Source organism: Maribacter sedimenticola, from assembly GCF_900188415.1.
GTDB lineage: Bacteria > Bacteroidota > Bacteroidia > Flavobacteriales > Flavobacteriaceae > Maribacter > Maribacter sedimenticola.
In genome coordinates, this window is sequence record NZ_FZNV01000001.1 from 243,612 (window position 1) to 257,242 (window position 13,631).

At 37.9% G+C, this 13,631-nt stretch carries 7 protein-coding genes; 2 read left to right on the forward strand and 5 right to left on the reverse strand.

Going from position 1 to position 13,631, the window contains the following annotated elements; all coding sequences use genetic code 11:
- The 4 genes from CHB68_RS01065 to CHB68_RS01080 all read right to left on the reverse strand — a co-directional run bounded on the left by CHB68_RS01065 (position 1) and on the right by CHB68_RS01080 (position 9,881).
- Complete coding sequence (locus CHB68_RS01065; RefSeq protein ID WP_245838733.1) at positions 1 to 1,257, reverse strand: phosphatase PAP2 family protein; 1,257 nt, start codon at positions 1,255 to 1,257, stop codon at positions 1 to 3.
- 108 nt (positions 1,258 to 1,365) lie between these two features.
- Entirely contained in the window at positions 1,366 to 4,707 is a 3,342-nt protein-coding gene (locus CHB68_RS01070; RefSeq protein WP_089258718.1) for a VCBS repeat-containing protein, read from the reverse strand.
- Positions 4,708 to 4,775: 68 nt separating this feature from the next.
- The gene (locus CHB68_RS01075; protein WP_089258720.1) at positions 4,776 to 6,656 is read right to left on the reverse strand and encodes a RagB/SusD family nutrient uptake outer membrane protein; all 1,881 of its coding nucleotides are present in this window, start codon (positions 6,654 to 6,656) and stop codon (positions 4,776 to 4,778) included.
- A gap of 9 nt (positions 6,657 to 6,665) precedes the next feature.
- The gene (locus tag CHB68_RS01080) at positions 6,666 to 9,881 is read right to left on the reverse strand and encodes a SusC/RagA family TonB-linked outer membrane protein (protein ID WP_089258722.1); all 3,216 of its coding nucleotides are present in this window, start codon (positions 9,879 to 9,881) and stop codon (positions 6,666 to 6,668) included.
- Between the two features lie 478 nt (positions 9,882 to 10,359).
- On the opposite strand from CHB68_RS01080, the gene CHB68_RS01085 reads away from it, so the two are divergent.
- Positions 10,360 to 11,376: a GntR family transcriptional regulator gene (locus tag CHB68_RS01085; protein WP_089258724.1), complete on the forward strand. Its 1,017-nt coding sequence runs from the start codon at positions 10,360 to 10,362 to the stop codon at positions 11,374 to 11,376.
- Between the two features lie 132 nt (positions 11,377 to 11,508).
- Positions 11,509 to 12,483: a polyprenyl synthetase family protein gene (locus CHB68_RS01090; RefSeq protein WP_089258726.1), complete on the forward strand. Its 975-nt coding sequence runs from the start codon at positions 11,509 to 11,511 to the stop codon at positions 12,481 to 12,483.
- Here the strand turns inward: CHB68_RS01090 and CHB68_RS01095 are convergent.
- Positions 12,480 to 13,622 carry a lycopene cyclase family protein gene (locus CHB68_RS01095; RefSeq protein ID WP_089258728.1) on the reverse strand — a complete coding sequence of 381 codons (1,143 nt, stop codon included), beginning with the start codon at positions 13,620 to 13,622 and terminating at the stop codon, positions 12,480 to 12,482. The genes CHB68_RS01090 and CHB68_RS01095 overlap by 4 nt on opposite strands.
- Positions 13,623 to 13,631 lie beyond the last annotated feature (9 nt).

Below are 13,631 nucleotides of genomic sequence, written 5' to 3' on the forward strand. Positions count from 1 at the left end.
TTATTTTTTCCATTCTAATGCCGTGATGTTTTTGGCTATAACCACACCTTTTTCCAAGCCTACATCATTATCTTGTTTTGTGTGTATACCACCGTAAAATCTAGAGTCTGCCGTTTCTAAAGCGGCATCCCAAAATGTGTCAAAAGTTCTACTTACAAAATCGGTATCCTTTAATTCATCCCTTTCACGTCCTTCATGTGCCCTGTCCGTAAAGGTGAATTTGGGCCCAAAATTAGATTCAAGTACCGTTGCCGCCGCTGCCGCTTGAATAGCATGGCCAGAAGGGAATGAAGGAAAGGGTGGGTCTGGCCAGAAAGACTCCCATTCTTCGTCAATATATTTTGGTATAAAGGTATTTGGCCTTTCGGTAAAAAACTGATATTTCCATTTCCAACAGTTAATAAATGCATCTGCCACGGCCATACCCATTTGGGCAAATACTTTTGCACTTTCTATCATTGTACTATTATGACCTTCTACAGCCAAAACGGCAAAATAATAGGAATGGCCCGGTGGGGTGAAACTTACATCTGGATCGTCTCCCCACCAAATTGCGGCTTCTTTTTCTTTTTTGGTCAACTGTAGATCTTTGAGATATACAGCCTCAAATTGTTTGTAATATGGAGACCCCACCGTAGTATCATAGGGTATTATTGTTGGGTCCTCTACCATTTTGTTAGATACTGCAAAGGTTCTGTTCTTGCCCCAGTGCGGATGTAAAGGATGGTGGCTGAATGATTGCGCGAACAGCGGTGGTTTCCAGGCCCCGGGACGATCAGGATGTACCAAAGTTTTATCAAAGTTAGCTAGATACCCCCTATGGCCACCGTCGTTTTTGGACCATTCAAAAATTGATTGGGCCACTGCCTTGCCATATGCTACGGATCGTTGCCTGGTCTCTGGGTCTATTTGGTTTTTATATTGGTCATAAACCACTTTTTCCAGCGAATCTATTTTTTGAATGTTCTCTTCAGAAGTTTGAACATATATTTTTTTTAAAATTTCTGACTGTCCCGCATTTAATGATAATGGCCAATGATATTCTTTTTCAGTATCTATTTGGGGAATGGAATCAAAACCGCTTAATTGTCCGCTTAGGCTATTATATTGTCCAAAGCCCGGTACTATGGATTCATACATGGTAAGACCAACATATCCAAATGCACGTGAAGCAAAAGTGGGGGAGTTAGAGGGGGTATACCTTGTAATAAATAATGTCATATTTGCCCATTCCAACGCAATTTCTTTTTCTGTCATTGGGCGTTCTTCGCTTTTTTTGCACGCACTAAAAAGCATAATTATGCAGAGAAATGTTACACTATATTTTATTTTTTTGATATAAAATGTCACCATAAGATTGAAATTTTATTCTGAAAATGTATAGGTCTGTAATTCCTTACTATACGTAGTGATCATTAAGTGGCCATTGAGAAGAATTGCTTTAGGTTCACTGCCCAATATTTTAAGACCAGATTCTGATTGGGGTACGTATTTAAATTTGCCATTGCCATCACCATACAGTAGGGTTCCATAATTGGCATCGAACTTTCCAATTCGTAATTTATAAAAATCATCATTACCTAAAACCAATATATCTAAATGGCCATCTTTATTAAAATCCTTGGCAATTAGTTGAGATGTTGGAGCATATTGTGCCTGTTGCGGTAAGATGACCTGTTTTAAGTTTTTCTTGCCCAAATTTAAAAACAAGGTCGTTTCTTGATGGTCAATAGTCAATTTTTTAGCTTTTTCTAATTCCGATGCACTAAAAATATCAGTAAGTTTTGCATTGGCATAGGTCTCATAACTTGTAAAGCGTTGTCTAAAACCTGCCAACTGACCTAAGAGCTCATCCCTTGTTATATAGGGATAACTGGTATTACCAACATAAAAATTCAAAATGGGGTCTATAGAGCCGTTTTGATCAAAATCCGTAAAGTAAAGTGTAGCTGGGGTGGCGGAACTTACCTTAAATTGGGTATTTACGCCTATGTTTCCGGCAAGTATATCAATATTGCCATCCTTGTTAATATCCGCAAGTTCCAATGTCGTCCAAAGGCCATTTAATTCATTGTTGAAATAAGTACCGGTCTCATCTACCAACTTTCCATTTTTGTTCACATATATACGTACCGGTGCCCAATCTCCCACAGTAACAAGGTCATCTATAGAATCACCATCAATATCTGCCCATTTAGCATCGGTTATTGCTCCGGGCATCTGTAATGAGGGCTGTACCTGTTGTGTTTGGTCAATGAACTCACCCTTGCCGTTGTTTATCAGCACATAACTTCTAGAACATTCTGGATACCTCCCAGGAATATAGTCACCACCAATGAACAGGTCTGTATAGGAATCCTTATTGATATCTGAAAAAGATATACTGCCCGTATTGGTCAGCATGGTCGGTAATGCGGATTTCATCCTGGAAAAATTACCCTTTCCGTCCCCTATGTACAGTCTATCCTGTAAACGAACATCATTTGGTTTTAGGTCATGATATCCACCACTTGCAATATATACATCCAAATTTCCATCTGCATTAGCGTCAAACACGGCAATATCGGTATCAAAATAGTCGACATCCTCTAAAAAATCATTTATAGGGCGTTGCGAAAATTTGTTTGCTTTGGTCTGTAAATAAAGTGAGGCGCCTTGTCCTATTCCACCGCCTATTAGTATATCTTCCAAACCATTATTATCGATATCGGCTTTAACGATTACCGGACTTTTATGCGAAAATTGCTTCAATAACAAGGATTGCCTTTTAAAATCATTAAAGCCCGTTGATGCATGTTCATAGTTTACGGGAGATTGCACTTTGGTGAACAATGGTTTAAGCTTCTCTGTTTTTGAGACTTTTTTAGAGGCATTGACTTCTTCAATAACCACCGTTTGGTTTGTAAGTACAGCAGTAAGTATTTCTTTTTTGCCGGAATTCCACTCTATTTGAACCGAGTCTATTACCTGAATATCTCCCATGCCAAAATGTAGGATAGACGAAACTGTAGATAGGTAGCCTTGCGTTGGCATTTGCTCTAAAACCTGTAATTGGTTTTTGGCATATACACTTACTTTAGCACCAATACCAATGGTATTTTTGTTGGCTCCTTTTAATTTAATCTTTAAATATCTATTGGTTGTAACATCACTATCGTTCCTATAAATAAAAGCGGGCTTATTAATATTGTTAACTACTAAATCCAAATCCCCATCATTGTCCAAATCACTATAAACGGCGCCATTGCTATTGGCAGGATGATCTATTCCAAGTTCTTGGGTATGATCGGTGAATTCTGTACCGTTTACATTTGTGTAATAGTAATTGGTTAAATTGGAAGAAGGCATTTCTTTGATGAGTTCCAAAACATCCTGGCGTTGTAAACGTCCTTTAGTCTGCACAAAATCCTCCATGTAATTTATGAAGTCCAAATTGGTATAGTCCCTATAATATCCATTGGTGATATATAGATCTTTGAAGCCATCATTATTAAAGTCGGCAAAAAGGGGGGCCCAACTCCAATCCGTATTTGAAATACCGGATAATTGACCCACTTCGCTAAAGGTACTGTTGCCATTGTTTAATTGAAGCATGTTGCGCATATACTGATGATGAAAGCCACTTCTAATATTCAGGTCGAATTTTTCATAGTTGTCTGGGGACAATAACAATTTCTGTCTTTTGTTATCCTCTGGCAACATGTCCAAGGTGAACACATCTTGCCAACCGTCATTATTAATATCAATGACATTATTACCCATGGAGAAATGGCTGGTATGTCCCATTTGCTTCCCTAATTGATCTGTAAACGTGCCGTTTTTATTATTGATATACAAATAATCTGGAACGGTATAATCGTTTGATATATAGAAGTCCTGCCACCCGTCATTATTAATGTCACCGATACCAATACCTAGTCCATATGATAATGCGGAACCACTGATACCGGCTTCAACGGTTACATCTATAAAGGTTCCATTTTTTTGCTCAAAAAGTCGGGTGCCTTGTAGTGGGTCATCTTTTTTAAGGAACTGTTTTGTACTTACCTCATTGAGAACGGGTAAGGATTTTGGATTATGGTTTAATAACAACATATCTAAATCCCCATCCTTGTCATAGTCAAAAAAATATCCCTGATTGCTAAATGCAGCACTTGCCAATCCATATTGAGCAGCTTCGTCCTTAAATATAGGAACGTTGTTCTCATCATTGCCCTGATTGATAAAAAGTTGATTTTGTCTTTTTGCATCTGGCAACGCACCTGAATAACAAAGGTATATATCCAATTTTCCATCACCGTTTACATCAACTGAAGAAACCCCTGTTTTCCATGGCCCGGGCCTACCGTTAATTTTGGCTATTGATGTTACATCCTTAAAATTTAGATTACCTTGGTTAAGGTATAGTTTATTGCTACCCATGTTGGAAGAGAAATACAGGTCCTCTAAACCATCCCCATTAAAATCTCCTGCCGCCACACCGCCACCATTATACAAATATTCATAAACCAGTACATTGGCGTTTAAACCTTCGTTCAGGGTGTTTTCAAATGTTATATTCGTTTGTTCAGGGGTCAATAATGTAAAAAGGTGAGATTTTTTTATAGGGGTATCCGCAACTTCAACAGGGTTCTTTTCTGGCCTTTCATTACAACCAATCAATAGAACAATACAAAAAGAAAGAAGTGTAAATTGTTTTTTTGTCATTTGCTTAAATGTAAAAAATCTATCCCACAAAGGGATAGATTTTTCGAATAACTCAAAATTAAATTAACTTAATAGCCAGGGTTCTGGATCAATAATTCATTACGATTAATTTCATCTCTACTTAAAGGCATGAAATACATCTTATCATCCCAAATTCTGGTTTCATTATCGGTGTTGTCAACTACATTATAGGTATAGTCATACACCTCTGGATCGTATTGGTAAGGGCTTCTTGGCGTAGCACCCGGCTTTAATTTGGCGGAAACTTTCATAACCTTGATTCCCCTGCCTAAAGTCTGATCGGCTATCATCCACCTTCTGGCATCATGATATCTATGCTCTTCATAGGCCAATTCTATTCTTCTTTCGTTTATATATGCCTCCAATAAAGCGTCACCAGATGCTGTAATTGCCGGCATTCCTGCCCTAAACCTTATTTTGTTGAGCCAATTTCTTGCCTCACCTTCATCACCGGTTGCAATAGAGGCTTCAACATAGTTCAATACAATTTCAGTATATCTAATAAATGGCCAAGGAACTACTTGTGCACTGGACTGATTATCTACCAAGGACGGGTCCGGATCAATAAACTTTCTTACATAATATCCAGTTCTACTTCCGTTCCAGTTTTCAATTGGAGAATCGCGCATATCCACACCAGGGATAATTCCTCCACTACCGTTATCATAGGTACCGGTCTGTATTTCATCATAAGGGTCAATGGAAGCTACATCATCAGGTCTTGGTTTCCATGGGGCGCCATCATATAGAATGGTAGCTGCCAACCTAGGGTCCCTGTTTTCATAGGGTGCGGCGGCATGATCAGGATTGCTCCAGTCAAATTCAGAACCGTCCATCATTTGATAATCATCCACCAATTGTTGAATAGGTGTATTACCTGCCCAGTTGTGGTACCCGTTTGGACCATTGTTGATTCCTTGGTGAATACCTCCCAAAGGCCAGTTACTTTCTTGGGTAAATAGCGGTGAATGCGTTCTTTCAAATAAAAGTTCAGATCTAGCGGCAGCATCACCAACAGCACTTCCACCTCCCATAGCAATAGAGATGTAGGTTTCTGTTGCTTCTTCTGCAGAAGCAGGTTCAGTTAAGTCCAATTTATATCCGCTGGCCTCACTGTCCAAAACTGCCTTTGCCGCATTTTTAGCTAAAATCCATCTTGATTCCCTATCTCCAGAAGTATAGGCGATTAAGTCTTGATTTGCATAGCTTCCTATTGTAGCCGATTTTTGTGCAGCAGTCGTTGCATCTCTTAGGTCACTTGCCGCATATAGCAATACCCTGGATTTTAGACCCATTGCACTTAATTGAGACGCCCTTCCAGGGGTAGTTTCCTTACCGTCCAATAATGAAATGGCATTATCCAAATCTGCGACTACAAAATCGACATTTTCCGCATATGTACTTCTGGCGATGGAGTAATCCTCATCTAGACCATATGGCCTATCAATTAAGGGAGCGCCACCGTAGTATCTCATTAATTGATGGTAATAATAAGCTCTTAAAAAATGTGCTTCGCCAAGTAAACGGTCCTTTAATACCTGATCGTCAAATGTGGCATTTGGCAATTCTTGAATAGCAATATTAGCTTTTCTTATGGCTGAATATAATTCGTCCCACTGTGGAATAATATTAACGTTACCGGTACCAGAAGGTGATAATGCCCCTTCTGTAATTACATTAATTCCTCTACCGGAATGCGTAAACATGGCTTCATCTGTCAATGAGGCCAAACCTTCTTCTTCAAACCCTCCATAGCCAAGGGATGCGTAGACATTGAAAACAAAAGCTTGAGCAAGTGCACCATCTGCCCAAGTGGCATCTGCTGAAATTGAATCTAAAGGTTGTGTTTCCAAAAAGTCTTCGTTACACGATATAGGTATCAACGCAATGGTCAATAAACCTAAGAGTACTAATTTCCTTTTCTTCATAATTTTTTTTTAAAATGTTAAACTAAAACCTGTGTTAATAATTGACTGCTGCGGATAAAACTGCCCACTATTACTCGTTGATTCTGGATCATAAATGTCTTGTGCTGCCCATGTGGCCAAGTTAAGACCACTCATATACACTCTAAAATTTGAAAGTCCAAACTGTTCTATCATTGAACTAGGAAAGTTATAGGCCAATTGCACGTTCTTAAGTCTAATATAATCTTTGCTGAATAGGTTATATGTATTGTTACCATAATCACCTCCTGTGTAATATGTGTCACCACGGCTTGCCAACCTTGGGTCTACACTACTTGGATTATCTGGACTCCATCTGTTATCAAAGCTATATTTTAGGAAATTTCCGATATCCCCTGATTCTGTCTGTATAAACAATTTTGCACCGGTGGCACCTTGTAATAATACGGATAAATCAAAGTTTTTGTAAGAAGCATTGAAGGTTACACCAAAGTTAAAGTTAGGATTAATACTATTGGACAACCTCACTTGGTCTAAGTCATTGATGGCACCATCTCCGTTTATATCCTTAAATTTCATGTCCCCGGGCTCTAGTACCGGTTTTACCGCGCTATAATCTAACGTATTGGCGCTAATGGCTGCCTCGTCCCTAAAGACTCCGTCATATTCGTACACCAAATATGATCCTATTGGCTTACCTTCCTGTAATTGATAACTTGGTGCGCCAGGAATCTCATCTAAAAATTCTACCGAATTTTGTGCATAACCACCATTTACACCAACATCCCATTTAAATCCTTCTACACTACCACCATAATAATTCAAAGCAAATTCAAAACCTTCGTTATTTACCTTACCTGCATTTACAGGAGGCAATAGATCAGAGATACCTGAAGACCCCGGAGTGGAACCTGTTTTTTGAATTAATATCTGGTCTCTTTTGTTCAGGAAATATTCCAATGTAAAACTAAGTTTACCATCTAATACAATACCGTCCAAACCAACGTTGAAATTTTTGGCCCTTTCCCATGTAAAGCTTGGGTTGGCCAATAAAGGCTCGTTAAGAATGGTCTGTACTTGCCCATTTATTGGATACTGCCCAAATTCATAAATTGACTTATATGCATATTCCTGTAATTCGTCATCCGTAATTTCACCATCGCCATTACTGTCAAAGGAAACTTGATCGTTACCCATTTCACCGTAGGATCCTCTAAGTTTTAGGTAGCTGATAGAATCTACGTTAAACCAATCTTCATTATTAATGTTCCAACCTACCAATAGACCAGGGAAGAATCCAAAACGATCATCTCCCGGGAAAATATAAGAACCGTCATATCTCCAGATAAACTCTGCCAAATATTTTTCTTTATAATTGTATTGAGCACGGCCGTAATAACCCAATCTGGTCCTGTTATATGCGTAACCATCCGTTTCTTGGGCAATCTCACCACCAACTCCTAATTGGTCTACGGCTGTCGACAAAAAGTTTCTTCTGAATGCAGAGAAAAATTCCCCTTGAAAATTTTCACGGGTTACACCCGCCAATAAGCCAATTGTATGGTCTTCGCCAAATGTTTTGTCATAGGCCAATAAACCGGTTAGGTTGGTATTCAGTACATTGTTGGATGATTGCAACAATCTAGGATCCGTGAAGTTAGATCTAATGGCTCCGCTCAAAACAGGATTGCCGGTAGCAATATAATTGGCACGGTCCAATGAATATAAAGTCCAAGGCGTTTGCCAAAGTTTTCTACGTAACTGGCTTTGGTCTACACCCGCCATTAAGGTTAGCTTTAAACCATCTACCCAAGGGTTGGTAATGTCTACGGAACCTGTAAACTGTAAATAATCCGTAGGTTGTTTGTCGTAACCCGTTTCATTAGTGGTTACAACCACTGGTTGTTGTCCGTTTTCAATATCAGGACCTGGTAGTCCATTTGGCCATACTGCCGGTTCATTAGGTCTTCCTCTCATCAACATTCTAAATATAGCTCCGGCCCCTTCTGTAGGGAAAGTTCTATATTCCTTTCTGTATCCCATACCTAATTTGGTAGAGATGTAATCGTTGATCTTGGCGTCCGTATTCAACCTGAAATTGTACTGTTGATATCTGTTGGCAGAATTCTTATAGATAGCACCTTGATCGGAATAGCCCAAAGAGGCATAGTATTTTAAATCTTCACTACCACCACTAATGGATAGATTATGTCTTTGCTGTTCTGCCCAATCTTGAAAAGTAGCGCCAAACCAATCCGTATCCGGATATAACCAAGGATCTGCATTTGTTCTGTGATTGTTTATGGTTTCTGGACTAAACGCTGCGTTTACGGTTTCTGAACCTCCCGGTATTGTGTAGCTTCCGGTAGATTGAAAAGCACTACTTGCGGCACCCCACTGACTGGCAGGAATATTACTGTTGTAAATGGCCAATTCATTCATAATGGTCTGGTATTCCACGGCACTGGCCATTTCCGGTACCCTGGTGGGCCTTGTAAGTCCAAAATCTGCTTTGTAATTGATTTTCATCTTACCAACACTACCTGTTTTTGTGGTAACGATAATCGCCCCGTTTGCCGCTCTTGCACCATAAATTGCCGCGGATGCATCTTTCAGAACTGAAATGTTCGCAATATCATCGGCATTGATTCTTGCAATACCGCCATCCCTGTCAGGAATTCCATCTATTACGATTAGCGGCTGATTGTTGCCAAGGGTATTGGTACCACGAATACTAATATTAGATTCATCATTCCCTGGTTCACCACTGGTTTGAACAATGACTACACCAGGTAATCTTCCAGCTAAGGAGTTAGATACACTAATTGCAGGAGAACTTTCTAAAACAGGTCCTTGAACTGCCGTTACCGCACCGGTCACCGTAGCCTTCTTTTGGGTACCATACCCAACAACAACAACTTCTTCCAAGTTTGCAACATCTTCCTCAAGTGTTACGTTTATGGTAGTTTGATTGTTTACGGGTACCACTGCAGGCTTAAAACCAATGTAGCTAAACCGTAGACTCGTATTATTGTCGTCTAATGTAATTGTGAAATTTCCATCAAAATCTGCTTGCACGCCTTTGGTTGGATTATTGGCATCTATAACAGATACACCAGGTAGCGGCATGTTGTCAGAGGCAGACGTAACCGTACCTGATACCGTTATTTCTTGGGCATATACACTCGTTAGGAGCATACCGCCAAAAAATAAAACCATCGTTAAGATTCCACGATTTCTAATCATGAAAAGCTTAGGGAATTTAAATTGATAATTCATAAAATTAGGTTCTAATGAGTTGTTAGTTAATTTAAATAGTAAAGGTACCGGCCGTCAATTTGAAGGTTACACTGATTTATACAAAGACTATGATACACTATGCTACTGTAAACAAATATATAATAAAATGTTAATTATCTAAATTAATATTATATAAATTTTCAATATGTTAATATAATTGTGTTTTTTTATCAATATCATATTTACCTGCTGCTTATAGAATCCTTTATTTTTCTAGCTTTAAGGTGTTAATGTCAATGTGGTTCTTGATAATGAATTATGGGGATTATTAAGGATATTTAGTTGTTTTTTAGATTCTTGCCGTTGTTTTTCATGACCGGAATTTCATATTGTAACTGCACAGATTATGTATGTATTGATAAAGGTCAATTTTGACATAATGTATTAAATTGTATATTGGACCGTTATAATTGTATTCTTCTTTATGCCCGTTGTTGGAAAAATTTTAAAATTAACACAGAACAAAAACCTCTCTAAGCACGAGCAATTAGTACAAGGTGTTATAGAATCAATTGAGGAAGGAAAATTGGCCATTGGTGACCAGTTACCATCCATTAACAATATGGTCGATGAAATTGGTTATGCAAGGAAAACCATCTTCAAAGCCTATGAAGAGCTGAAAGATAGAGGGTTGATTGAGTCTAGGCAATTAAAAGGATATTTTGTAATCAGCCAAGAAACAAACATTACAAAACGGATGGCTTTGTTATTGTTTGCTTTTCAAAGTTATCAAGAGGAATTCTATAAGACCTTTAGAAAGGAAATGGGCAAGCGTTTTCAAATTGATGTTTTTTTTCATCATAATAATCTAACCATCTTTGAAACCATTCTTACCAATATTAACGGTAAATACGGAATGTATGTTATAGCCCCAATACAAGACCCAAAAGTAGTTCCGCTATTACAAACTATAGAGCCAAAAAAATTGTTGTTGGTAGATAGATATTTGGATTTGGGCACCCCTTTTTCATATATCTCACAGGAATTTGAACAGGTTATTTACAGTTCTTTGGTTCAATTGCTTCCTGAGATAAAAAAGTATAATAAGGTCATTTTGTATTTTAATGAAGAGAGCGATTATAGTCCAATATCTATTCGCAACGCTTTTGAAAGATTTTTGGAAAACTACGATATCAAGGGTAGTGTCAAGACCAATTATTCTTTTGGTACCGCCACAAAAGGCAATCTGTATTTTATTTTAGGGGATACTATATTATGGCATGTTCTAAGGGACTGTGTTAGAAAAAAGTATAAAATAGGCGAGGATATCGGTATACTTTCACAGAATGATAATGTAGCCAAAGAGATTGTATTTGGAGGCATTACCACAATCTCAACCGATTTTAAGGAAATGGCCAAAAAAGCGGCCAGACATATTAAAAATGATGACCTAACCCAATGTATAATGCCATCTACATTAATTAAGAGAAATTCCTTGTAATACGTACTTGTACCAGTAGTGAATTTTATATCATGTTTTACCTTAGCAGGATATGGTCTTAATTATGGTGTGATTCAATAGAAATGGTTTATTACTAGGCATTTTGTTCTATTTTTGAAGAAAATTGAGCGCATGCATTCCATTAGTGAATACCGAGAGGAGTTTGTGGCATATCTAAACTCTAAAAAACTAACCAAAGAGCCTAGGAATTTATACGAACCAATCAGCTATATTTTAAGCCTTGGCGGTAAAAGACTTAGACCGGTACTTGTTTTAATGACCGCGGAAATATTCAATTCCCAGTATAAAAAGGCATTGGATGCCGCACTTGCTATTGAGGTATTTCATAATTTTTCCTTGGTTCATGATGATATTATGGATGATGCCCCGGTAAGGAGGGGAAAAGTTACCGTACATGAAAAGTGGGATATTAATACCGGTATTCTTTCCGGAGACGCAATGTTGATCATTGCCTACCAACTTTTTGAAAATTATGAGCCTCTTGTGTTTAGGGAATTGGCCAAACTATTTAGTAAAACCGCTTTAGAAGTTTGCGAAGGGCAACAGTATGATGTTGATTTTGAAACTCGCGATGATGTCATGTTACCCGAATACCTTAAAATGATCGAATATAAAACTGCGGTCTTGGTCGCAGCAGCCCTTAAAATGGGTGCAATAGTTGCAGGAGCTTCCGCAACTGACCAAGAGCATATGTATGACTTTGGATTAAACTTGGGCATTGCTTTTCAATTGCAGGATGATTATCTAGATGTTTTTGGTGATCCTAAAACCTTTGGCAAACAAGTGGGCGGTGACATTATAGAGAATAAAAAAACGTATCTCTATCTTAAGGCCATGAATTCAGGATCAGAGGCCACTTCTAAAGAGTTGGAGCATTTATATTCCATTCAACCGGTTGAAACGGAAGCAAAGGTAAATGCAGTGCGATCAATATTTAAAAAGACCAAAGCGGATGAGGCAACACAAAACGCTATAGCGGATTATACCGAAAAAGCGTTTAAGGTCCTTGAAAAGATAGATATTCAAGAACAAAAAAAGAAATTACTCAGAACATTCGGTGAAAACCTAATGAACAGAACTGTTTAAAATAGCCGGTTAAAAAACGCCTTAATAAAAGGTAGTTTTGGACATGCGTTTATAAAAGTGATATCTTCTTTTAAGTTGGTTTCTTCATCTAAAAATTTAAAAACTTTCTGCGGTTTCAATTTGCTGAACAATGATTCAAATACCTTATGGCCATTTGCATTTTTAGCATATAGCACATCAAGAAATAAAAGATCGTAAAACCAAAACTTATTCTTTAAATTAAGTTTTGACAAAGGTTTTCCGTTTTTAATAAACTCTATTACTAAAGGTATTTTTTTGGCCGTACTCATTAAGGTATAACCCGTACTAGGTTTTGCCCATCCGCCAGCGGTTCCTATATAGCGTATTCTATTGGTATGGTTTTCCCTAAAATCATAACTGGTCATGGGAATACTGCCATATTCTTTTTCCACGATTTCAAAGGAATCGCATAAAAACCTGCTTTTTATATAAATTTTCAGTTCTTCTTCGTATTCCTGTTTGTCCAATAGATGTTCTGAAAACAGTGTGTATTCAATTAGTGCCGTATGGGTAGAATAGGGTAAAACATACATAAATCTAGTATTCCCTTTTTGAGGAACTGAGAAATCCATGTAAGTAATTTCCTTGGGGTCAAAAACCGGTTTTTGAGTTTGTATTACCCAACCTGTAAAATGTTGTTGTAAAACAGGATACCGCTTTTGGTTCTTGGTCATGCTAAAGTTAAAAATACTATTGAAGATATAAGAACCTGTGTAGCTGTTATTTCTTGTTTTTACAGTTACTATTTCTGAATTTTCTACAAGGTCTATTACCTCTTCCTGAATAAATGTAATAGCAGGACTGTTGTTGATTTTGTTTAAGTAATGGGTGTAAAAATCAATTCCCTGTATCATTTTATAAGTGTAGGGAGCTATTAAAGTACGCTGGGATAATTTTTTGCTTTCAAAATGGACAGTGTTCCATTCTTTCTTTACGATTGTATCAAATTGACCGGGACCTTTTTCCCAAAAGCACCATGTGCGATCATTGGTTTTTTTGGCATTTTTATCTAAAAGTAAAATTCGTTTGGAATTAAAAAAGGAGTCATTGGCCATGGCGTTGGCCAATAAAAGTCCAGAGGCTCCGGCACCTATAATAATATAATCGTATTTATCCATGAATTTAGT